The 21,165-nt window shown below is 61.3% G+C and carries 20 protein-coding genes; 13 read left to right on the top strand and 7 right to left on the bottom strand.

Going from position 1 to position 21,165, the window contains the following annotated elements:
* The first annotated feature begins 46 nt into the window (after positions 1-46).
* The 5 genes from KHO23_RS01715 to KHO23_RS01695 all read left to right on the top strand — a co-directional run bounded on the left by KHO23_RS01715 (position 47) and on the right by KHO23_RS01695 (position 4,838).
* Positions 47-925, top strand: coding sequence for a carbon-nitrogen hydrolase family protein (locus KHO23_RS01715; protein WP_211609047.1), 879 nt, complete (start codon positions 47-49; stop codon positions 923-925).
* 93 nt (positions 926-1,018) lie between these two features.
* The gene (gene tldD / locus KHO23_RS01710; RefSeq protein ID WP_211609045.1) at positions 1,019-2,485 is read left to right on the top strand and encodes a metalloprotease TldD; all 1,467 of its coding nucleotides are present in this window, start codon (positions 1,019-1,021) and stop codon (positions 2,483-2,485) included.
* 403 nt (positions 2,486-2,888) lie between these two features.
* Positions 2,889-3,962 carry a 3-deoxy-7-phosphoheptulonate synthase AroG gene (gene aroG, locus KHO23_RS01705; protein ID WP_211609043.1) on the top strand — a complete coding sequence of 358 codons (1,074 nt, stop codon included), beginning with the start codon at positions 2,889-2,891 and terminating at the stop codon, positions 3,960-3,962.
* Between the two features lie 201 nt (positions 3,963-4,163).
* Positions 4,164-4,502: a type II toxin-antitoxin system RelE/ParE family toxin gene (locus KHO23_RS01700; protein ID WP_211609035.1), complete on the top strand. Its 339-nt coding sequence runs from the start codon at positions 4,164-4,166 to the stop codon at positions 4,500-4,502.
* A 3-nt stretch (positions 4,503-4,505) separates the two neighbouring features.
* On the top strand, positions 4,506-4,838 hold the full coding sequence (locus KHO23_RS01695) for a helix-turn-helix domain-containing protein (RefSeq protein WP_211609032.1): 333 nt from the start codon (positions 4,506-4,508) through the stop codon (positions 4,836-4,838).
* Positions 4,839-4,893: 55 nt separating this feature from the next.
* Here the strand turns inward: KHO23_RS01695 and hmpA are convergent, their stop codons facing one another.
* Positions 4,894-6,099, bottom strand: coding sequence for an NO-inducible flavohemoprotein (gene hmpA / locus KHO23_RS01690; protein ID WP_211609029.1), 1,206 nt, complete (start codon positions 6,097-6,099; stop codon positions 4,894-4,896).
* Positions 6,100-6,209: 110 nt separating this feature from the next.
* Complete coding sequence (locus KHO23_RS01685) at positions 6,210-6,764, bottom strand: cob(I)yrinic acid a,c-diamide adenosyltransferase (protein WP_211609816.1); 555 nt, start codon at positions 6,762-6,764, stop codon at positions 6,210-6,212.
* Positions 6,765-7,001: 237 nt separating this feature from the next.
* On the opposite strand from KHO23_RS01685, the gene KHO23_RS01680 reads away from it, so the two are divergent.
* From KHO23_RS01680 to proC, 6 genes are all read left to right on the top strand, one after another.
* Positions 7,002-8,417, top strand: coding sequence for an FAD-linked oxidase C-terminal domain-containing protein (locus KHO23_RS01680; protein WP_211609028.1), 1,416 nt, complete (start codon positions 7,002-7,004; stop codon positions 8,415-8,417).
* A gap of 110 nt (positions 8,418-8,527) precedes the next feature.
* On the top strand, positions 8,528-10,021 hold the full coding sequence (locus KHO23_RS01675) for an FAD-linked oxidase C-terminal domain-containing protein (protein WP_211609027.1): 1,494 nt from the start codon (positions 8,528-8,530) through the stop codon (positions 10,019-10,021).
* A 291-nt stretch (positions 10,022-10,312) separates the two neighbouring features.
* The gene (glcE, locus tag KHO23_RS01670; protein WP_211609026.1) at positions 10,313-11,401 is read left to right on the top strand and encodes a glycolate oxidase subunit GlcE; all 1,089 of its coding nucleotides are present in this window, start codon (positions 10,313-10,315) and stop codon (positions 11,399-11,401) included.
* 8 nt (positions 11,402-11,409) lie between these two features.
* Entirely contained in the window at positions 11,410-12,636 is a 1,227-nt protein-coding gene (gene glcF / locus KHO23_RS01665; protein ID WP_211609025.1) for a glycolate oxidase subunit GlcF, read from the top strand.
* 153 nt (positions 12,637-12,789) lie between these two features.
* Positions 12,790-13,488 carry a YggS family pyridoxal phosphate-dependent enzyme gene (locus KHO23_RS01660; protein ID WP_211609024.1) on the top strand — a complete coding sequence of 233 codons (699 nt, stop codon included), beginning with the start codon at positions 12,790-12,792 and terminating at the stop codon, positions 13,486-13,488.
* A gap of 47 nt (positions 13,489-13,535) precedes the next feature.
* Positions 13,536-14,351: a pyrroline-5-carboxylate reductase gene (gene proC, locus KHO23_RS01655; RefSeq protein WP_211609023.1), complete on the top strand. Its 816-nt coding sequence runs from the start codon at positions 13,536-13,538 to the stop codon at positions 14,349-14,351.
* A gap of 121 nt (positions 14,352-14,472) precedes the next feature.
* Here the strand turns inward: proC and ubiA are convergent, their stop codons facing one another.
* Together ubiA and KHO23_RS35340 are read right to left on the bottom strand one after the other, a co-directional pair.
* Positions 14,473-15,336: a 4-hydroxybenzoate octaprenyltransferase gene (gene ubiA / locus KHO23_RS01650; protein ID WP_211609022.1), complete on the bottom strand. Its 864-nt coding sequence runs from the start codon at positions 15,334-15,336 to the stop codon at positions 14,473-14,475.
* Between the two features lie 220 nt (positions 15,337-15,556).
* Complete coding sequence (locus KHO23_RS35340) at positions 15,557-15,679, bottom strand: hypothetical protein (protein WP_268963865.1); 123 nt, start codon at positions 15,677-15,679, stop codon at positions 15,557-15,559.
* A 274-nt stretch (positions 15,680-15,953) separates the two neighbouring features.
* On the opposite strand from KHO23_RS35340, the gene KHO23_RS01645 reads away from it, so the two are divergent.
* Both KHO23_RS01645 and KHO23_RS01640 read left to right on the top strand, forming a co-directional pair.
* Positions 15,954-18,260, top strand: coding sequence for a DUF6531 domain-containing protein (locus KHO23_RS01645; RefSeq protein WP_211609021.1), 2,307 nt, complete (start codon positions 15,954-15,956; stop codon positions 18,258-18,260).
* A gap of 88 nt (positions 18,261-18,348) precedes the next feature.
* A complete protein-coding gene (locus tag KHO23_RS01640; protein WP_211609020.1) occupies positions 18,349-18,588 on the top strand; it encodes a hypothetical protein in 240 nt (79 codons plus the stop codon).
* Positions 18,589-18,759: 171 nt separating this feature from the next.
* Here the strand turns inward: KHO23_RS01640 and KHO23_RS01635 are convergent, their stop codons facing one another.
* The 3 genes from KHO23_RS01635 to KHO23_RS01625 all read right to left on the bottom strand — a co-directional run bounded on the left by KHO23_RS01635 (position 18,760) and on the right by KHO23_RS01625 (position 21,114).
* The gene (locus tag KHO23_RS01635) at positions 18,760-19,248 is read right to left on the bottom strand and encodes a Dps family protein (RefSeq protein ID WP_211609019.1); all 489 of its coding nucleotides are present in this window, start codon (positions 19,246-19,248) and stop codon (positions 18,760-18,762) included.
* 154 nt (positions 19,249-19,402) lie between these two features.
* On the bottom strand, positions 19,403-19,579 hold the full coding sequence (locus KHO23_RS01630; protein WP_211609018.1) for a hypothetical protein: 177 nt from the start codon (positions 19,577-19,579) through the stop codon (positions 19,403-19,405).
* A gap of 80 nt (positions 19,580-19,659) precedes the next feature.
* Entirely contained in the window at positions 19,660-21,114 is a 1,455-nt protein-coding gene (locus tag KHO23_RS01625; RefSeq protein ID WP_211609017.1) for a catalase, read from the bottom strand.
* Between the last annotated feature and the right edge of the window lie 51 nt (positions 21,115-21,165).

The following is a 21,165-nucleotide window of genomic DNA, read 5'->3' as shown; positions in this document are numbered from 1 at the left end:
CCACAGGTTCGCGCCGCCGCCTTGCCGGGAGTTTTTCGAAACGCTCATGAGCGAAACACACGTCTCTCCACCCTCCTCCACCGCCTCGCCCGCTGCGGCGTCCAGCGGGTCTTCCGAAAGCGCGTTCCGGGTTGCCGCGCTGCAAATGGTGAGCACGCCGGATCGCGAGCGCAATCTGGCCGAAGCCGAACGCCTGATCGCCGAAGCCGCCGCCGACGGCGCGCAACTCGTCCTGCTGCCCGAGTACTTCTGCTTCATGGGCTTCAAGGACACCGACAAGCTCGCCGTGCGCGAGCCCTATCAGGACGGCCCGATCCAGCGCTTTCTCGCCGATGTCGCGCGCCGCCACAAGGTGTGGATGATCGGCGGCACCTTGCCCCTGATGTCACAGGAACCGGCGCGCGTACTGAACACCACGCTGGTGTTCGACCCGCAAGGCCACGAGGCCGCGCGCTACGACAAGATCCATCTATTCAACTTTGAAAAGGGCGAGGAATCGTTCGACGAGGCACGCACTATCTGCCCCGGCGGCGAAGTCCGCACCTTCGAAGCGCCGTTCGGCCAGGTCGGCCTGTCGGTCTGCTACGATCTGCGGTTTCCGGAGCTGTACCGGCGCATGGGCGACTGCGCGCTGATCGTGGTGCCGTCGGCGTTCACTTACACCACCGGCCGCGCGCATTGGGAGATGCTGCTGCGCGCCCGGGCGGTCGAAAACCAGTGTTACGTACTGGCCGCCGCGCAAGGCGGCAAACATGAAAACGGCCGCCGGACATGGGGCCACAGCATGCTGATCGACCCGTGGGGCGACATCGTCGCGGTGCGCGACGAAGGCCCCGGCGTGGTGGCCGGCAACCTCGAGCGTGCGCGCATCGACGAAGTGCGGCAGAGTCTGCCCGCCTGGCGTCACCGCGTGCTGAGTTGCTGATTTGTTACCTGACATTGAAAGTGCGGCGCCTGTCACACATATAGTGATTGAAGCGCTAACCGAATCCTTCGTATCGAGCAGAACATACTTCGCATGAACATCATCGAACCCGGTATCCGTAATCTCGCCACCGCCAAGGACATCCTCCTGACGCCCTACGGTCTCGACGAATCCCTGCTCACCCGCACGCTCGCCGAAATCTTCACGCACAAGATCGACTACGCCGACCTGTACTTCCAGTACACGCGCAGCGAAGCGTGGAGTCTCGAAGAAGGCATCGTGAAGTCGGGCAGCTTCAGTATCGACCAGGGTGTCGGCGTGCGCGCCGTGTCAGGCGACCGCACTGCCTTCGCGTATTCGGACGATCTGTCGCCCGAAGCGATCCGTCAGGCGGCGCTCGCCACCCGTTCGATTGCCAAGGCGGGCGGCGGCAAGCAGAAGATCAAGGTGGCCACGTCGCTGACCGGCATTGCCGGGCGCGATCTGTATCTGCCCGCCGATCCGCTGCATTCGCTCGACGCGACCGCCAAGGTCAAGCTGCTCGAGCGCATCGAACAGATGGCGCGCGGTCGCGATCCGCGCATCCAGCAGGTCATGGCAGGCCTCGCCGGCGAATACGACGTGGTGCTGGTCGCGCGCAGCGACGGCGGTTTTGCGGCCGATATCCGTCCGCTCGTGCGCGTGTCGGTCACGGTGATCGCCGAGCAGAATGGCCGCCGCGAAATCGGCAGCGGCGGCGGCGGCGGCCGCTTCGACTATGGCTATTTCACTGACGAAGTACTGTCGAGCTACGTCGACGACGCCGTGCATGCGGCGCTGGTGAACCTCGACGCCCGTCCGGCTCCGGCCGGCGCGATGTCCGTGGTACTCGGACCGGGCTGGCCAGGCGTGCTGCTGCACGAAGCGATCGGCCACGGCCTCGAAGGCGACTTCAACCGCAAGGGATCGTCGGCGTTCGCGGGTCAAATCGGCGAGCGGGTTGCGGCGAAGGGCGTGACAGTGGTTGACGACGGCACGCTGCCGAACCGCCGCGGTTCGCTGAACATCGACGACGAAGGCAATCCGACCCAGTGCACGACGCTGATCGAAGACGGCATCCTGAAGGGCTACATCCAGGACACGCTGAACGCGCGCCTGATGAAAATGCCGGTCACGGGTAACGCGCGCCGCGAATCGTATGCCGCGCTGCCGATGCCGCGCATGACCAACACGTACATGCTCAACGGCGACAAAGACCCGCAGGAAATCATCGCGTCCGTGAAGAACGGCCTTTACGCGGTGAATTTCGGCGGCGGCCAGGTCGACATCACGAACGGCAAGTTCGTGTTCTCGGCCTCCGAGGCGTACATGATCGAAAACGGCAAGATCACCTACCCGGTCAAGGGCGCGACGCTGGTCGGCAGCGGCCCGGAATCGCTCAAGTACGTCAGCATGATCGGCAACGACATGAAGCTCGATTCGGGCGTCGGCGTGTGCGGCAAGGAAGGTCAGAGCGTGCCGGTGGGCGTCGGTCAGCCAACGCTGCGCATCGACCGGATGACGGTGGGCGGTACGGCCTGATTGAGATGTATATGCATACTTCGTGCATGCAATGCGCGAAGTATGCGGATTTACCGCATTTTTAACCCCTGCGGCTTGCCAGCCGAGCTTGCACGGGTTATAAAGTCACTCACCCTTTTTGACCAGCGACCTATTTCGCCATGTCCGCCAAGTTTTACTTTTACTTTTTTTGGCATCTCAGACCGCTGGCGGATCGAGAGGGGTGTTAATGCACGCAAGACACCCAGAATTCACGAAAACCGCCAGCTAGCCTGGCGGTTTTTTTTCGCCTCACGCCTTTGACACTTTTGCCGTTGAAATCTTTTTGATTGTTGTCCGCCCTGGCATCGCTGCCTGATTGCTGTTTGATCGCAGACTTCGTTGCCCGCGCGAACACGCTACGACCCGATTCAGGAGAACAAGCATGCCCCCGCACAACACCGACGATGTCCGCATCCGCGAATTGAAAGAACTCACGCCGCCCGCTCACCTGATCCGCGAATTCGCCTGCGACGAAACGGTGTCGGAAGTGATCTACAACTCGCGCAATGCGATGCATCGCATCCTGCACGGCATGGAAGACCGTCTGATCGTCATCATCGGACCGTGCTCGATTCACGATACGAAGGCGGCCATGGAATACGCCGGGCGTCTCGTCGAACAGCGCAAGCGCTTCGCCGGCGAACTCGAAATCGTGATGCGGGTGTACTTCGAAAAGCCGCGTACGACGGTGGGCTGGAAGGGCCTCATCAACGACCCGCACATGGACAACAGCTTCAAGATCAATGACGGCCTGCGCACCGCGCGCGAGTTGCTGCTGCGTATCAACGAACTCGGCCTGCCCGCCGGCACCGAATACCTCGACATGATCAGCCCGCAGTACATCGCTGATCTGATCTCGTGGGGCGCAATCGGCGCGCGGACTACCGAATCGCAAGTGCATCGCGAACTGGCTTCGGGACTGTCATGCCCGGTCGGCTTCAAGAACGGCACGGACGGCAACGTCAAGATCGCCGTCGACGCGATCAAGGCCGCGTCGCAACCGCATCACTTCCTGTCCGTCACCAAGGGCGGCCACTCGGCGATCGTCTCAACCGCCGGCAATGAGGACTGCCACATCATCCTGCGCGGCGGCAAGACGCCGAACTACGATGCCGACAGCGTCAATGCGGCATGCGCCGATATCGGCAAGGCAGGTCTCGCGGCGCGTCTGATGATCGACGCGAGCCACGCGAACAGTTCGAAGAAGCACGAGAACCAGATTCCGGTGTGCGCGGACATCGGCCGCCAGATTGCTTCGGGCGACGAACGGATTGTCGGCGTGATGGTGGAATCGCACCTGATCGCAGGCCGCCAGGATCTGCAGGAAGGCTGCGCGCTGACGTACGGTCAGAGCATCACCGATGCCTGCATCGGCTGGGACGAAAGTGTCGCTGTGCTGGAAGGTCTCGCTGAAGCGGTCAAGCAACGGCGTGTGGCGCGCGGCAGCGGCAATTAAATTCCGCTTCGCGCACGTGCGCGCTGGCTGTAGTAGCTTCATCGAAAAACCCGGCTCAGCGAGCCGGGTTTTTTTTTATTAGCCAAACGGACGAATGGTGCTTCACGCGCCGCCTCTGTACCGTAACAACTCGTTGCCGGGTCGAATAGGACTTGACCAGGTTGAGAGTTACGTATAAGATTTTGTACATGAAAGGCGGTTATGGAGCAGGAAAAAGAAATTCGCTGGATGGGCTCCAGCTATCACGATTTACTCGCCTTTCCCGAAGAGCCGCGTCGCCAGGCCGGATTTCAGCTTGGCAAGATTCAGGCAGGATTAGACCCCGACGACTGGAAGCCGTTTGATTCAATCGGCGCTGGAACGCGCGAGATTCGCGTCAGAGAAGCTGACGGCATTTACCGCGTAATGTATGTCACCAAGTTCGTGGAAGCGCTGTATGTGCTGCATTGTTTCCAGAAGAAAACCCAGAAGCTGGCGCCGCAGGATAGAAAAGTTGCCGAGATGCGGTACCGCGCCATCATTAATGATAGGAAAACTTAACAAATGACGATCGACACGAAAATCCGTCACGTAACCAAGCCCGGCGCGAACCTGTTCCTCGAACTCGGCTTTTCCGCCGAAGAGGCGAAGCGCTTGCACGCCGCGTCGCAAAAACAGATCAACGACACGCGGCGGCTCAAGGAGCAATTGATGACCGAGCTGTCCAGCTGGATCGAACAGCATCATCTGAAGCAGGCCGAGGCAGCCGAGATTCTGATGGTGTCGCGTCCGCGCGTGTCAGACGTGGTCAACAAGAAGACCACCAAGTTCACGATCGATACTCTGGTCGAAATGATGAGCCGAATCGGCAAGCCGGTCACACTGGCGATTGGGTAAGGCGCACGGCACGCCTTCGTGTGCATTCACACGTAACTCGCCATGCGCCCTTGTTTCACTGCACCGAGCCTGAACCGAACACTTCGGTGTGAATCCGCGCCGCATCCACACCGAGCGAGGCCAACGCCTCACATTGCGCGCGCATGAACGGCACCGGCCCGCAGATGTAGTAATCGGCATCGGGAACAATCGCCTTGTCGGCGATTTTCGCGAGGTCAAGGCGGCCTTCGAAGTCGTAGTCCACTCCAGCGCGATCGCTCGCTTCAATGGCTTCGTAGAACACCGCTCGCATGACGTTGGGATGCGCTGCGACCGTATCGTTGAGCCACTGCCGGAACGCATGCACGCGGCCATTGCGGCAGGCATGTACGAAAGTGACGCTGCGCTCAGCCTGGTTGGCGAGTAACGTGGACAGCATCGAGGTCATCGGGGTTACGCCCACGCCGCCGCTCATCAGCACCACAGGCGTCGTCTTCTTGCGGTCCAGCGTGAAATCGCCCGTTGGCGCGCTGGCATACACCACCGTGCCCACTTCCACACCGTCGTGCAGAAGGTTCGATACATGGCCGGGCGCCGCATCTTCGCGGCCGGACTCGCGCTTCACCGAAATACGCAACCAGTTGCCATTCGGCGCATCCGACAGGCTGTACTGCCGTGGCTGATCAACGCCGAGCTCTTCCACGAAACGCTTCACGCTCAGATATTGGCCGGGCTCAAAGCCGCAGGCCGCCGAGCCATCGGCGGGCGTCAGATAGAACGACGTGATTTCGTCGCTCTCCACTTCCTTGCGCGCAACCTTGAATGGCCGGAAGCCACTCCACGCGGCACCTTCGTAGAGCTTGGCCTCCGTGCCGATGAAGATATTCGCGAGCTGCCCATAAGCGGCTTCCCATGCGCCAAGCGTCTCCTGATCGACTGCGTCGCCAAGCACGTCAACCATCGCACCCAACAGGTGCCGCCCCACAATCGGATACTGCTCCGGCCGGATATTCAGACTCACGTGCTTGTGAGCAACTCGGGAGACGGTCGGGCCCAGCGCGCCGAGGTTATCGATATTGGCGGCATACGCATACACCGCCTTCGCCAGCGTTTCCGGCTGATTGCCGCTTTTCTGGTGAGTCTGGTTGAACACATTCTTCAACTCAGGATGATGCGCGAACATGCGCTTGTAGAAGTGTTTGGTGATGGTCGTGCCGTGTACGGCGAGCACGGGGACGGTGGCTTTGACGCGGGCGATCTGATCGGCGGTGAGTGTGGTCATAACGACTTCTCCTTAAAGATGCATTTACAATACCTTTTTAAAGACAAGTTTTGACCCGGGCAGATTGTCGCACCGCTTTAAGGAGCTAAAACAGGAGCTAAAACGCGGGCTTAGCCGACGCTACGATCGTGCTGCCACAATACGTCGCTGCCGCCGTTCGCGCGATTGAGCACGCGCGCGAGCACAAATAGCAGGTCGGATAGCCGGTTCACATACTGGCGCGGCGCCTCATTGATCGCCTCGCTTTCACCCAGCGCGACGATCGACCGTTCGGCGCGACGGCACACCGTCCGGCACACGTGCGCAAGCGCGGCCGCGCGCGAGCCACCCGGAAGAATGAATTCCTTCAAGGGCGGCAGGGCTGCGTTGTAGTCGGCCAGCCAGTCGTCGAGCTGGCCGAGCTGTTTGTCGGTGATCATTGTGTGACCGGGAATGCAAAGCTCACCGCCAAGATCGAACAGATCGTGTTGAATCGCAACCAGCGCCGCCCGCACGTTGTCAGGCAGCGTTTCGCACAGCAACACGCCGAGATTCGAGTTGAGTTCATCGACGTCGCCGATCGCGGCAATGCGCGCGCTGTCTTTGCGCACGCGGCGGCCGTCGCCGAGACCGGTGGTGCCGTCGTCGCCGGTACGGGTGGCGATCTTGCTCAAGCGGTTGCCCATGATGTCTCCCATGCAATCATTCAAGTAACGATGCGTCAGCGTGGCGCCGGTGAATCCATACGGCGAGGCGGGTTAATAAGCCACCCGGTTAGCCACCGCGTTTATCCATATTGCGCGCATCGCGAGGTCGCCGCCATTATAGGAGCGGCAACCGTCCCCAACGCCGGCCCGCGGATGATCGGCGTAAAATGAAGCACAAGCTGCAGAACAGCTCTGCCCCAATATCAGGAGACATGCGTGAATCATCCCGTGCCGCCGGCCCCGTTGCGCCGGCCGTTTCCCGCCGAGTTGCTGACTGCCCTCCGAGCCGCCTTTGGCGAACGCGTGTCCACGGCAGAAGCCGTGCGCACCCACCACGGCCGCGACGAATCGCCATTCGATCCTCAACTGCCCGACGCCGTCGTATTCGCACGCAATACGGAAGACGTGCAAACCATCGTCAAGCTGTGCGGCCTGCACAACGTTCCGGTCATTCCCTATGGCAACGGTTCGTCGCTCGAAGGACATCTGCTGGCGGTCCAGGGCGGCGTATCGATCGACCTCTCGGAAATGAACCGCGTGTTGTCGATCAACGCCGAGGACCTGACGGTCACCGTCGAACCTGGCATTTCGCGCAAGCAGTTGAACGAAGCGCTACGCGACACTGGCCTGTTTTTCCCGATCGACCCGGGCGCTGATGCGAGCATCGGCGGCATGTCGGCCACGCGCGCCTCGGGTACCAATGCCGTGCGCTACGGCACGATGCGCGAAAACGTACTCGGGCTGACGGTGGTCCTCGCCGACGGCCGCGTGATCAAAACCGGCACGCGCGCGCGCAAGTCGTCGGCGGGTTACGACCTCACGCGTCTGTTCGTCGGCTCGGAAGGCACACTCGGCGTGATTACCGAAATCACCGTTCGGTTGTATCCGCAACCGGAAGCGGTCTCGGCCGCGGTATGCACGTTTCCGTCGATGGGCGATGCAGTGCGCGCAGTCATTGAAACGATTCAGATGGGCGTGCCGATCGCGCGCGTCGAATTCGTCGACTCACTCGCGATCCGCTCGATCAATCGCCATTCGAATCTCACGTTGCGTGAGGCGCCTACGCTGTTCTTCGAATTCCACGGCACCGAGGCCGGTGTGAAAGAGCAAGCCGAACTGGTGCAGGAGATCGCCGCGCAAAATGCCGGCGAAGGCTTCGAATGGGCGACCCGGCCGGAAGACCGCAGCCGCCTGTGGAACGCGCGCCACAACGCCTATTTCGCGATGCTGCAACTGAAGCCCGGCTGCCGCGCCGTTACGACCGATGTCTGCGTGCCGATCTCGCGCCTCGCGGAATGCGTGGTGGAAACCGAGCAGGATCTGAAGGCGTCGCCACTGCCCTGCCCGATCGTCGGCCATGTCGGCGACGGCAACTTCCACGTCGCGATCCTGATCGATCCGAACAAGCCGGAAGAGCTCGCCGAAGCGGAACGCCTGAACCAACGCATCGTGCAACGCGCGCTGCGCATGGACGGAACCTGCACCGGCGAACACGGCGTGGGTCTGCATAAGATGAACTTCCTGCTCGAAGAGCACGGCGAAGTCGCCGTCGATACGATGCGTTCCATCAAGCACGCGCTCGATCCGCGTAATCTGATGAACCCGGGCAAGATCTTTTCCTGGGCAGCTTGAGGCGTCATCGGCGCTCAGCTCAGTTGCAACAGCAGCAGCGGCAACGCCTGCTGCCGCACAACCAGGCCAGACCGGGCACGCAGTGTGAAAGACACCAGGAGACAAGTCATATGAACGCACCCGTCGAACTGACGGCCGAAGTTCTTGCCCAACGCCAGCGCGAAGTCGTGCAGGCACTGATGGCCGTGTTGCCGACCCACTGTCTGCTGTATCGCGAAGAAGACACCGTCGCCTACGAATGCGACGGCCTTGCTGCCTACCGGCGTCTGCCGCTCGCAGTCGCGTTGCCGGAGACGGAATCGCAGGTCCAGCGCATCGTGCAAATCTGTCACCGGCTCGACGTGCCGATCGTGCCGCGCGGCGCGGGCACCGGTTTGTCCGGCGGGGCCATGCCAATTCGTCACGGCGTAGTGGTGTCGCTCGCGCGCTTTCGCAAGATCGTCGAAGTCGACTCGTACGCGCGGACGGCCACGGTGCAACCGGGTGTGCGCAATTTGTCGATTTCCGAAGCCGCCGCGCCCTACGGGCTTTACTACGCGCCCGATCCGTCGTCGCAGATTGCCTGCACGATCGGCGGCAACGTCTCCGAGAATTCGGGCGGCGTGCACTGTCTCAAATACGGCCTCACCGTGCACAACGTGTTGCGCGTGCGCGCCGTGACGATGGAAGGCGAGATCGTCGAATTCGGTTCGCTCGCGCCGGACGCGCCGGGGCTCGATCTGCTCGCGGTGCTGATCGGCAGCGAAGGCATGTTCGCGATCGTCACGGAAGTCACCGTCAAGCTGATCCCCAAGCCGCAAACGGCACAGGTCATCATGGCCAGTTTCGACGACGTCGTGAAAGGCGGCGATGCGGTCGCCGGCATCATTGCGGCAGGCATTATTCCGGCCGGTCTGGAGATGATGGACAAACCGGCCACGCGCGCCGTTGAAGAGTTCGTCAACGCGGGCTACGACCTCGACGCGGCGGCGATCCTGCTGTGCGAATCGGATGGCACGCCGGAAGAAGTGGCCGACGAGATCGTGCGCATGACCGCGGTGCTGCGTGAACAGGGTGCAACCCGCATCCAGATTTCACGCTCGGAAGCCGAACGGCTGCGCTTCTGGTCCGGGCGCAAGAACGCGTTCCCGGCGGCAGGCCGCATTTCGCCCGACTACTACTGCATGGACGGCACTGTGCCGCGTCGCAGTATCGGGCCCTTGCTGGCGCGCATCGAGGTCATGGAGAAGAAATACGGCCTGCGCTGCATCAACGTATTCCATGCCGGCGACGGCAATATGCACCCGCTGATCCTGTTCAACGGCAACGATCAGGACGAGTGGCATCGAGCTGAGGCGTTCGGCTGCGACATTCTCGAAACGTGCGTCGAACTGGGTGGCACGGTGACCGGCGAGCACGGCGTGGGCATCGAGAAAATCAATTCGATGTGCGTGCAGTTTTCGCCCGAAGAGCGCGATACATTCCACGCGGTCAAACGCGCCTTTGACGCACCGGGCTTGCTCAATCCCGACAAGGGCATTCCCACCCGGGCCCGTTGCGCCGAGTACGGCAAGATGCATGTGCGCGGTGGCTTGCTGCCGCATCCGGACCTGCCGCGGTTTTAAGACCGCTTGTGGCGCTGCTGGCCCAAGGCGGGCACGCAGCGTCACATGGCTTGGCCGCCGCACGGCTCCGCCTGTCCACATAGCGGGACTCCCGCACGGCGCCAACCCGCTTTCCAGTCCACTCCCCAGCCAGCCCCCCGCGCGATTACTCCCCCTCCCGACGCATCCCGCATGCCCCACGCCCACGGCGCTTCCCGGTTCCCACCCTGATTACCCGATGCGGGTCCGCTCCGGGTTGCCAGCGAGCCGCCGCCCGGTACAATCGATCGAAACACAACGAAGCAGGACACCATGGAAGAGGACGACATCGTCGCCGTTTGGTCTGAACGCGTGCGTTCAGCCAGCGCCGAAGGGCGCACATTGCGCATCCGTGGCGGCGGCACCAAAGACTGGTACGGTCAGACGCTGGAAGGTGAGATCCTCGACACGCGCGCTTATCGCGGCATCATTGCTTACGATCCGGCCGAACTGGTTATTACGGCGCGCGCGGGCACGCCCCTCCTGGAAATCGAGGCCGCACTCGCCGAACGCGATCAGATGCTCGCCTTCGAACCGCCGCACTTCGGCCCGCAGGCCACCTTCGGCGGCTGCATCGCGGCGGGCATTGCCGGTCCACGCCGCCCTGCCGCCGGTGCGGTGCGCGACTTCGTGCTTGGCGCAGTGATCATGAACGGCCAGGGCCAGAAGCTGCATTTTGGCGGCCAGGTGGTGAAGAACGTCGCCGGCTATGACGTCTCCCGTTTGATGGCGGGCTCGCTCGGCACCCTTGGGCTGATCCTCGAGTTGTCTATCAAGGTGCTGCCGCTGCCGCAGGCCGAAGCCACCCTCAAATTCGATATGAACGGCACGGACGCGGTCCGCAAGCTCAACGAATGGGGAGGCAGGCCGTTGCCGATCACGGCGAGCGCATGGCGTCACGGCACGCTGGCCGTGCGGATGGCCGGCGCGGAAGCCGCGGTCAAGGCGGCGCGCACGGCGCTCGGCGGCGAAGTCGTCGACGCTGTCGAGGCGGAGCGCTTCTGGGCCGGCCTGCGTGAACAGACGGACTCGTTCTTCGCCGGCATCCCGCCGAAGGCCGCGCTGTGGCGCCTCGCCCTGCCGTCGATCACCGAGCCGATGCAATTACCCGGCGCGCAACTGATGGAATGGGGTGGCAGCCAGCGCTGGTGGATCACCGACACCGACGCGCAAACCGTGCGGATCAGCGCAAAACAGGCCGGCGGCCACGCCACCATCTTCCGCACCGGCCACGGCTACGACCGTAACGCCGGGGTATTCACGCCGTTGCCCGCACCGCTGATGAAAATCCATCGCGGTCTGAAAACCGCCTTCGACCCAGCCCGCATTTTCAATCGCGGCCGTCTCTACCCCGACTTCTAAGCGACGCGATGCAAACCAACCTTGCGGACTTCATTCGCAACACGCCGGATGGCGACGAAGCCGACGCCATCCTGCGCAATTGCGTGCATTGCGGTTTCTGCACGGCGACCTGCCCGACCTATCAGATACTCGGCGACGAACTCGACGGCCCACGCGGACGCATCTATCTGATCAAGCAGATGGTGGAAGGCGCGGCGGTCACGCGCAGCACTCAGGTCCATCTGGACCGCTGCCTCACTTGCCGCAATTGCGAGACCACCTGCCCGTCCGGCGTGCAATACGGCAGGCTGGTCGAGATCGGCCGCAAGATCACCGAAGAAAAAGTCACGCGTCCGCTCGGTCAGCGCATGGTGCGCAGGCTGCTCGCGAGCTTCGTGCCGAACAGCGCGCTGTTCACGCCGACCATGCGCCTCGGCCAGCATATCCGTCCGCTCCTGCCCAAGAAACTGCGCGACAAGGTGCCCGCGCGGCAGCGTCCGCTCGAATGGCCGACCGCGAAACATCCGCGCAAGATGCTGATGCTCGCGGGCTGCGTGCAACCGTCGATGATGCCGAACGTCAACATCGCCACCGCGCGGGTGCTCGACGCGCTCGGCGTCGAAACGCTGATTGCGCCCGAAGCGGGCTGTTGCGGTGCGATCCGTTTGCACCTGGGCTACAACGAGGAAGCGCTCGACGATCTGCGCGCCAACATCGACGCGTGGTGGCCGTATATCGAGCAAGGTGTCGAAGCGATCGTGATGAACGCGTCCGGCTGCGGCGCGACGGTCAAGGAATACGCGCATTTGCTGCGCAACGATCCCGCGTATGCGGAGAAGGCGCGCCGCGTGACCGAACTGACGCGCGACGTCGCGGAGATTCTGCCGGAGTTCGAAGAGGCGCTCGTCGCCGTGACGCGCCGCCGCGCGATCCATACTGTGGCGTTCCATCCGCCGTGCACGTTGCAGCATGGTCAGCAGGTGCGCGGCAAGGTCGAACACCTGCTAACGGCGCTCGGTGTGGAAGTCCGTCTGCCCGCCGATAGTCATCTCTGCTGCGGCTCGGCCGGCACTTATTCGCTGACGCAGCCCAAGCTCTCGTACGCACTGCGCGATCAGAAGCTCGAACGGCTGCAGGCGCAGGAGCCGCAGGTAATCGTCTCGGCGAACGTCGGCTGCATTGCGCATCTGCAAAGCGGCACGTCCACGCCGGTCGCGCATTGGATCGAACTGGTGGAGCACATGCTGTCCGCTTGACGCGATCGATTTTTGGCGCGAAGCGCGGCACGTGGCGTGCTGTACGTCACCGCGCGCGCTTTCGCGTGTCGGGCAGCGGCATGTGACATGCATGAAGCGACTGCGTCCGTATAATTCGACCATTGTCTTTCGCTAGACTTCCGGTTCCGCTCCATGCCCGATCTGACTCACAACCTCGAAGCGGTGCGGCAGCGCATCGCCCTCGCCGCGCAAGCCGCCGGACGCGATGCGCGTTCGATCACCCTGCTCGCGGTTTCGAAGACGTTTCCCGCCGAAGACGTGCGCGCTGCTCATGCGGCCGGTCAGCGCGCGTTCGGTGAGAACTACGTGCAAGAAAGCATCACCAAAATCGAAGCGCTGGCCGATCTGCGGGCCGCGCTCGAATGGCATTTCATCGGACCATTGCAATCGAACAAGACGCGGCCGGTGGCGGAGAATTTCGACTGGGTCCATTCGGTCGACCGCCTGAAGATTGCGCAGCGGCTGTCGGAGCAGCGCCCGGACAACCTGCCGCCATTGAACGTCTGCCTGCAGATCAACATTAGCGGCGAAGCGTCGAAAAGCGGCGTGAGCATTCCCGAGGCCGCGGAAGTCGCGCAGGCCATCGCCGCGCTGCCGAAGCTGAATCTGCGCGGTCTGATGGCGATTCCAGAACCGGCCGGCAGCATCAAAGAGCAACGCGTGCCGCATCGGCAACTACGCGAACTGTTCGAACGCCTGCGCAATGACGGCCTCGCACTCGATACGCTCTCCATGGGCATGTCGAGCGACCTCGAAGCCGCGGTGCTGGAAGGCGCGACGATCGTACGGGTCGGCACCGCGATCTTCGGCGCGCGAGATTACGCTCACTGACCGTTTCGCCCCTTTGCGGGCTCCCACGAAACCTCTTTCGGAACATCATGAAAATTGCTTTTATCGGCGGTGGCAACATGGCGGCCGCGTTGATCGGCGGTCTCATCAAGCGCGGCGTCGCGCCTGCTGACCTCTACGCAATCGACCCCAACGAAGATGCGCGCAAGCGCAATGAGCAGCAATTCGGTATTAAAACCGGCGCCGCAGCGGACGCCGCGCTCGCGTCGTACGACGCCGTGGTGCTGGCGGTGAAGCCGCAGATTCTGAAGAGCGTCGCCGAGTCCCTGGCGGCGCATTTGAAGCCCTCGCAACTGGCGATCAGCATTGTCGCAGGCATTCGCATGGATGACATGTCGCGCTGGCTGAACGGTCATGCCCGCATTGTGCGCGTGATGCCGAATACGCCGGCGCTGATCGGCATGGGCGTAACGGGCCTCGTTGCGACCGGCAGCGTCGACGAAACCGGCCGTGCGCTCGCCTCGCAGGTGTTGGGCGCGGTCGGCGAAACCGTCTGGTTCGATGACGAAGCGAAGATCGACGCCGTCACCGCGATCTCGGGCAGCGGCCCCGCCTACGTGTTTTATTTCATCGAAGCGTTGCAGGAAGCCGCGCGTCAACTCGGCATGGATGAAGCGCAAGGCCGCGCGCTGGCGGTCGCGACCTTCACCGGCGCGGCACAATTGGCCGCGAACTCGGACGAGCCGCCGAGCCTGTTGCGCGAACGTGTGACCTCGAAGGGCGGTACCACGGCGGCTGCGCTGGCGTCGTTCGAGGCAAGCGGGATCAAGGACGCGATCGTGCGTGGCGTGCTCGCCGCCGATGCGCGCGCCAGGGAAATGGGTGACGAGTTCGGCAAGCTGTAAGCGCGATCTGAATCCCGCGCTCAGCAGTCAGGAGCAGCGTGACGCCGGAGGACGCACCGCCTCGAATCGCACCGGGGCGGCGTCCGGCGCGCAAGAGAACGGCAGAAGAAACGCGAAAGAATTAAAACGAAGCAGCCGCGTAATGCGCGGCAATGCCGACAAACAACGCGCCGCCCAACCAGTTGTTATGGCGGAATGCCGCGAAGCACGCCATCCGCTCGCGATTGCGGATCAGCGTGTAGTGATAGATCGCGCAACCCACCGCTGCCGCCCATCCCAGCCAATACAACACGCCGAAGCCGAGCATCACGCCAATGCCGACGTAAATTCCCAGCGTCACCGCATAGCAAAGCATGATCGCCGCCACGTCGAAGCGGCCGAAGGTCAGCGCCGAGGTGCGGATGCCGATCTTGATGTCGTCGTCGCGATCGACCATCGCGTATTCCGTGTCGTACGCAACCGACCAGAACACGTTGGCCAGCAGCATGACCCAGGCGAGCATCGGCACGTGATTCTGAATCGCGGCGAACGCCATCGGAATGCCGAAACCGAATGCAATACCCAGGTACGCCTGCGGAATCGCGAAGAAGCGCTTCGTGAACGGATACGAACCGGCGACGAACAGCGCCGCCACCGATAGCTCCTTGGTCAGCGTATTCAGCGGCAGGATCAGCAGAAACGCCAGCAGCGACAGACCGGCCGCCAGCGCCACCGCTTCCCATGCCTTGATCTTGCCCGACGTAATCGGACGGTTTTCCGTGCGCTTCACATAGCGATCGAAGTCGCGATCCGCGTAGTCGTTGATCGCACAGCCCGCCGAGCGCATCAGCACCGTCCCCACAGTGAAGATGACCAGCAGCGGCCACGAAGGATGGCCGTCGGACGCAATCCACAGCGCATTGAGCGTCGGCCACAGCAGCAGCAGGCTGCCGATCGGCTTGTCCATGCGAACGAGGCGCAGATACAGAGGAAGTCGGGCGAACATGGGCGGATTCGGTGAAGTGCAGACGGTGCCGCTATTTTACGGGATGCGGGCGGCAGGCAGCCTTCAGGGCGGCGTGGTTGACATGCCGGGCGGCGAAACCGGGTCCCGAACCAAAGCTGGGTCTAAATCCGACGCCGCAAATCGGCATAGGGGACGGCCATGAGGACGGCCACTGACGCAGCACGTTGCGTCGTCGTCGCCGATCCCGAGTTCGCTCCGCTCAATGACCTGTTGCATCGAGTTCGACGGCGGCCCTTGCTTCGATTTGCGAATCGTTGATTGTGTCGCGGTCAACGATGACGTGTACCGAGTGTTCCCCTTCGCTGCAAATCGTACCTTCCATGGTTTGCACCTCCGCAGGATGCCCCGCATGGCGGGCGTTGTTGGCGCGCAGATTAGCGCGGCTCCTGCTTTGAAGCTGTCAATTTCAGCCGGCCTGTGAAGATGTGTCGCGCGACGGCTTTTTTCCGAATTGTCCTATTTTGACTCCCAACTCCCCGATGCAGTGTCGCTTTATTACGAATTTATAACGACGCGTTACAAAAGGGAGATGTATGAGAATAAACGAACCATCTCGTGGGCCAGCAGGCAACCTGGCCCGTCTACTAGCCGCATTCATGCTGTTACTGGTGGCGTTCGGCGCGAACGCGGACAGCGGCGACGACATCTGTTTTCCCCTGTACGCGAGAGCAGGGGCCATGCCCGGCGATAAAGACTGTGCTTTGATTGCTGCGAGCCGAACATCAGTCGGCATGGGTACGTATTTCTGCACTGCAAATGCGCAGGAAATAATCGCCCGGTACTGCAAGGGACCCGATCCTGTCCTGCCTGACGACTCCTGCCCGGTGGCGGACCCGGTGTACCCGTCTAGCGGCGCAGTGACATTGACAGAAAACGATTTCGTCAGTGGCGATGAACTGCCGGTCACGTTCACACGCACATACCGATCTACCGTGTTCCTGAAAAGTGCGAGTGCTGTCGGTCCAATGTGGTTTCACAATTGGCAACGGCAGCTGAATGTCACCGGGGCCGCAGGCAGTTCTGGCAACGTCATCGCATATCGTGCAAACGGTGAACCCCTAACATTCACGTTAACGAACGGTGCGTGGCGAACGAAGAGCTTTAGCGGCCTGACGCTCACGCAGAACAGCGCGGGCTGGACGCTCAATGACCTGATGACGGAGACCAGCGAAATGTACTCTTCGCAAGGCGTTCTGCTATCGGAGGCAGCCAAGACCGGGTTTGTCAGAGCGTTGACCTATGACGGATCGGGACGGCTTGCGGCGATCACGCAGCATGGTCCCGACACCAAGGCAGTCTACGACCTCACCCTTCGCCTCGAATATGACGATAAAGGCCGTATCGCGCGACTAGTTGACCCTGCGGGCCACTTCACGCAGTACCAGTACGACGCAAACAGCAATCTCGCTTCTGTCACCTGGCCCGATGGAAACGTACGGCAATACGCGTACGGCGACTCTCGTTTCAAGAATGCGCTGACCGGCGTTATTGACGGGACCGGCTCGCGAATCGCAACGTGGACCTACGACGCACAAGGCCGAGCGACTGCTGTCAGCCATCCTGACACAACAAAGAACGTACAGTTTTCCTATGGATCGGGGACAACCACTGTCACGGATAGCAATGGTGCAAGAACGCTTTCCTTCTCGACCATAGGTGACAAGGTTCGCCCAACCGGCAGCAGTGGTTCTCAATCGGGCGGGATGACGTGGGACGCATCGGGCAGCCTCCTGACGACAACTGCGCCGGGACGCAATGCCGTCTACCGCTACGACGAAACTGGTCGTCCGGTGAAAGCGACCGTGCGGACCTCTTCCGCCGTCGCAGTCACTTCGGTGCAGTACGCCGATGCAACGAGTCTTCATCCTGCGTCCGTCGCCATGCCGGGGAAGTTGATGTCATTCGTCTATGACGCCAATGGCAACGTCACGGGGTATAGCGAACGCATCACAAATGACCTGACGGGTGAAGCAGGTTTCGATGCCACCTGGGACGGACAGCAGCAGCGAACTGTTGGTGCTCGATACGACCAGTTCAATCGGTTGGCCGAGGCGATCACTTACGTTAACAACGTTAAGGCTTCGGATTGGGTCTACTTCTACGACGAAACCGGCAATCTCAACACTGCGCAGAATATCGTCTCGAAGTGGCTCTTTGGTAATCAGGATCGCGATGCGGCGCACCGTGTGACGTTGCAAACCGGCAATTACCGCACGGCACGCATTGCTTACGACGTGCGAGGACGAGTTAGCCAGTTCAAATACAACGAAGAGCCAACGAATACGAACGGCCGACTCGGCCGCCAGCTAAACGTAGACTACGGCTATTCGCCTGACGGACGCGTGGTGTCTCGTAACGGTACGGTCGCAACGAACGGTGGAGCAGCCTCGGCGATTAGCAGTGACGACATCGACAAATGGCTGGATAACTACCAGGCAGGTATTGACCCCGTAGGCCCGCCACCAAGCGTCCTTGGCTGGTTGCGCTCGAACATGTCCAACGCACCACCGGCTATCAGCGCTGTGTGCGTGGATTGCGGGTTCATTCAGGCTCGTCTTGCATGGCCGCTGTTCCTTCACGACCTTTATTTCAGCGTACAGACGGGTAACCCCATTGAGGACAATCCGATTGAAATTCAGGTTGCAGCACAGAATCAGTTACCGTTTCCGATATTGACTCCGAGCCTGTCCCAACGGACTGCGCTCTATGCGAAAGTATTCCCGAGCGCCACAGCGCAAACATCCGGCTTCGTGAAATGTAAGGACACTTCGGATTGTCGGGCAGTTAGAGCAGCCTGCCGGAAAAAGTGCTCATTTGCAGCATTGCCGACCGGCGATTTTGGATACAAATTCTGGAACTGCGTTAGCGACTGCGCTGAGCTTTCGGACTGTCCACGAATATAACGCGCACAATCAGCGTCAGCGTAGTGCCGGGGCACGCAATGCCCCGGCAACGGATTTCGGGTTCCACAAATTAATTTGGAGTAGAAGCATGATTAAAGATAAGGCATTGGCCCTGGAAGTGTGCAACCGTATGTTGAGCATAAACGGATCGCTCGACGAAGCGATTGTCTTTGTTCAAGCGCATTGCCCCGCCGAGGAGCTTGATACCTTCAAACAGGCCGTGGGAGAGGTCATGTACATGGTATTCGAGCAAATGCTCATCCCTATTTACAAACAACACCCGGACCTCGCTCCGGAGGGGCAACGTGTAAGCGGAATCACGGACTAAGTCAGGTGTCAGCAAAAAGGGGGCGAGCAATCGCGCCTTCTTCATGTGCGCCCATGCTGGGCGCACAAAACAAAGCCTCCCAAAGAGGGAGGCTTTGTTTGTATTCCGTTCAACGCCAACACTGAAGCACCGCGCTGAAATCCAGACTAAGCGCCCGGACCGTTAAAGCATTTAAGCCAGCATCGAGCGCAGCATCCACGCGGTCTTTTCGTGCGTTTGCATGCGTTGCGTCAGCAGGTCGGCGGTCGGCTCGTCATTGGCGGCTTCGGTTGACGGGAAAATCGCGCGTGCGGTACGCACCACGGCTTCCTGGCCTTCCACCAACTGGCGGATCATTTCTTCCGCAGCCGGCACACCGTCCGCTTCCGGAATCGACGACAGCTTCGCGAATTCCTTGTAGCTGCCCGGGGCATGCACGCCCAGCGCGCGAATACGTTCAGCGATCGAATCGACCGCGAGCGACAACTCGGTGTACTGCGTTTCGAACATCAGATGCAACGTGTTGAACATCGGACCCGTCACGTTCCAGTGGAAGTTGTGGGTCTTCAGGTACAGCGTGTAGGTGTCAGCGAGCAGTCGCGACAGACCTTCTGCAATCTTCTTGCGATCCTTGTCGTTAATCCCGATATTGACGTGCTGTACGGCTTCTTTCTTGGCCATGATGACTCCTTTGAAGAGTGATACGAACCGGTAGGTAAAGTGACAGTGTGCGGCTGGCAAAACCGGCACTTCGAACGCCCGCCAGTTTAGCTTAGAAAGCTGCTGCGCTCGTGTGACGCGTGGTCGCTTGCCGCACCCACGGCCTCATGCTCGATCACGCGCCCAGCGCGTGTTGCACGGCTTGCACGACGATCACCGCCAGTCCGCTCGAAACGATCGCGAATCCCGCTAACTTGCGCAGCATCAATGCTTGCTGGCGTTGCGCGCCGCGCACGGCCGAGGAGCCGCCAGTGGTGGCCCCGCCAATGGTGGACATCATCATCTGGATCATGATCGTGCTTCCTCGATTCGGATCGTTACCGGCGAGGTGCCGATGCACCCCGCCCTGCTGCATGAATTCACTTCAACTGCTTACTTCTTGCCGCCTTCAGCGAGCCTGGCGATCGCCGCGATCACGCCTTCCGCATAGGCCGGATCGGCGCGGCGGAAATGCTCGATCTGACGCGCGACGATCTCTTGCGGCACGCCGTTGATATGCCGCGCGATATTGCCGAACAGACGCTCGCGTTGCGCTGTGTCGAAGAGCGCAAACAACATACCCGGCTGCGTGTAGTAGTCCTCGTCCAGGCGATGGTCGTAGCGGTCGACCGTACCCGCCGCGAGCGGCGGCTCCGATGCATGGGCGTCCTGGGCAAAGTCACCGAAGCGATTCGGCTCGTAATTCACGTTGCCGCCGAGGTTGCCGTCCGCGCGCATCGCGCCGTCGCGATGGAACGAATGGTGGACCGGACAGCGCGGCGCATTCACCGGAATCTGATGGTGATTGACACCAAGGCGGTAGCGCTGCGTGTCGCCATACGAGAACAAACGGCCCTGCAACAGACGGTCCGGCGAGAAGCCAATACCCGGCACTACGTTGGCCGGCGTGAACGCCGCCTGCTCCACGTCGGCGAAGTAGTTCGCCGCGTTGCGGTTCAACTCGATCGTGCCGACATCGATCAACGGGTAATCCTTCTGCGACCACACCTTCGTAATGTCGAACGGGTTGAAGCGATAGTTCGAGGCTTCCGCTTCCGGCATCACCTGAATGGCAAAACGCCATGTCGGGAAGTTGCCTGCGTCAATGCTGGTGAGCAGATCCTGTTGCGCGCTTTCACGGTTCTGCGCGACCACTTGTGCTGCTTCGGCATCGGTAAAGTTCTCAATGCCCTGCATCGACTTGAAGTGGAACTTCACCCAGAAACGCTCGTTGTTCGCGTTGATGAACGAGTACGTGTGCGAGCCGAAGCCGTGCATCTGCCGGAAGTTCTTCGGAATGCCGCGGTCGCTCATCAGGATGGTGACCTGATGCAACGACTCCGGATGACGCGCCCAGAAATCCCACGCCGCAATATTGCTGCGCATATTGGTGTACGGGTCGCGCTTTTGCGTGTGGATGAAGTCCGGAAACTTCAACGGGTCACGGATGAAGAACACCGGCGTGTTGTTGCCGACCACGTCCCAATTGCCTTCTTCCGTGTAGAACTTGATCGAGAAACCGCGCACGTCGCGTTCCGCGTCGGCGGCGCCGCGTTCGCCCGCCACCGTCGAAAAGCGCATAAAGAGCGGCGTGTCTTTGCCGACCTGGGCGAACACCTTCGCCTTCGTGAAACGCGAGATGTCGTGCGTGACCTTCAGCGTACCGAATGCGCCCGAACCTTTAGCGTGAACGCGGCGTTCCGGAATCACTTCACGGTCGAAATGGGCGAGTTTTTCGAGCAGCCAGACGTCTTGCAGAACGACCGGACCGCGCGTGCCGGCGGTCATCGAATTCTGGTTGTCGGCGATGGGTGCGCCGGCTGCATTGGTGAGCTTACGTTCGGACATGCGTGACTCCTGAGTGGCTTTGATCGGAAACAGAAAGGGGAGAGAGGGACG

Source organism: Paraburkholderia haematera (assembly GCF_905220975.1).
Classification (GTDB): domain Bacteria; phylum Pseudomonadota; class Gammaproteobacteria; order Burkholderiales; family Burkholderiaceae; genus Paraburkholderia; species Paraburkholderia haematera.
The sequence above is the reverse complement of the archived record's forward strand: the minus strand, read 5'-3'. Positions and strand labels throughout refer to the sequence as shown.

What these genes read in the sequence shown, in the direction of transcription:
- KHO23_RS01645 (WP_211609021.1), top strand. Translation starts at nt 15,954, where the DNA reads ATGCTGTTACTGGTGGCGTTCGGCGCGAACGCGGACAGCGGCGACGAC.
- KHO23_RS01640 (WP_211609020.1), top strand. Translation starts at nt 18,349, where the DNA reads ATGATTAAAGATAAGGCATTGGCCCTGGAAGTGTGCAACCGTATGTTG.
- KHO23_RS01685 (WP_211609816.1), bottom strand. Translation starts at nt 6,764, where the DNA reads ATGGGCAACCGCTTGAGCAAGATCGCCACCCGTACCGGCGACGACGGC.
- KHO23_RS01660 (WP_211609024.1), top strand. Translation starts at nt 12,790, where the DNA reads ATGCCCGATCTGACTCACAACCTCGAAGCGGTGCGGCAGCGCATCGCC.
- KHO23_RS35340 (WP_268963865.1), bottom strand. Translation starts at nt 15,679, where the DNA reads ATGGAAGGTACGATTTGCAGCGAAGGGGAACACTCGGTACACGTCATC.
- KHO23_RS01695 (WP_211609032.1), top strand. Translation starts at nt 4,506, where the DNA reads ATGACGATCGACACGAAAATCCGTCACGTAACCAAGCCCGGCGCGAAC.
- KHO23_RS01635 (WP_211609019.1), bottom strand. Translation starts at nt 19,248, where the DNA reads ATGGCCAAGAAAGAAGCCGTACAGCACGTCAATATCGGGATTAACGAC.
- KHO23_RS01675 (WP_211609027.1), top strand. Translation starts at nt 8,528, where the DNA reads ATGAACGCACCCGTCGAACTGACGGCCGAAGTTCTTGCCCAACGCCAG.
- KHO23_RS01625 (WP_211609017.1), bottom strand. Translation starts at nt 21,114, where the DNA reads ATGTCCGAACGTAAGCTCACCAATGCAGCCGGCGCACCCATCGCCGAC.
- aroG (WP_211609043.1), top strand. Translation starts at nt 2,889, where the DNA reads ATGCCCCCGCACAACACCGACGATGTCCGCATCCGCGAATTGAAAGAA.
- glcE (WP_211609026.1), top strand. Translation starts at nt 10,313, where the DNA reads ATGGAAGAGGACGACATCGTCGCCGTTTGGTCTGAACGCGTGCGTTCA.
- hmpA (WP_211609029.1), bottom strand. Translation starts at nt 6,099, where the DNA reads ATGACCACACTCACCGCCGATCAGATCGCCCGCGTCAAAGCCACCGTC.
- tldD (WP_211609045.1), top strand. Translation starts at nt 1,019, where the DNA reads ATGAACATCATCGAACCCGGTATCCGTAATCTCGCCACCGCCAAGGAC.
- ubiA (WP_211609022.1), bottom strand. Translation starts at nt 15,336, where the DNA reads ATGTTCGCCCGACTTCCTCTGTATCTGCGCCTCGTTCGCATGGACAAG.
- KHO23_RS01715 (WP_211609047.1), top strand. Translation starts at nt 47, where the DNA reads ATGAGCGAAACACACGTCTCTCCACCCTCCTCCACCGCCTCGCCCGCT.
- KHO23_RS01630 (WP_211609018.1), bottom strand. Translation starts at nt 19,579, where the DNA reads ATGATCCAGATGATGATGTCCACCATTGGCGGGGCCACCACTGGCGGC.
- KHO23_RS01700 (WP_211609035.1), top strand. Translation starts at nt 4,164, where the DNA reads ATGGAGCAGGAAAAAGAAATTCGCTGGATGGGCTCCAGCTATCACGAT.
- proC (WP_211609023.1), top strand. Translation starts at nt 13,536, where the DNA reads ATGAAAATTGCTTTTATCGGCGGTGGCAACATGGCGGCCGCGTTGATC.
- glcF (WP_211609025.1), top strand. Translation starts at nt 11,410, where the DNA reads ATGCAAACCAACCTTGCGGACTTCATTCGCAACACGCCGGATGGCGAC.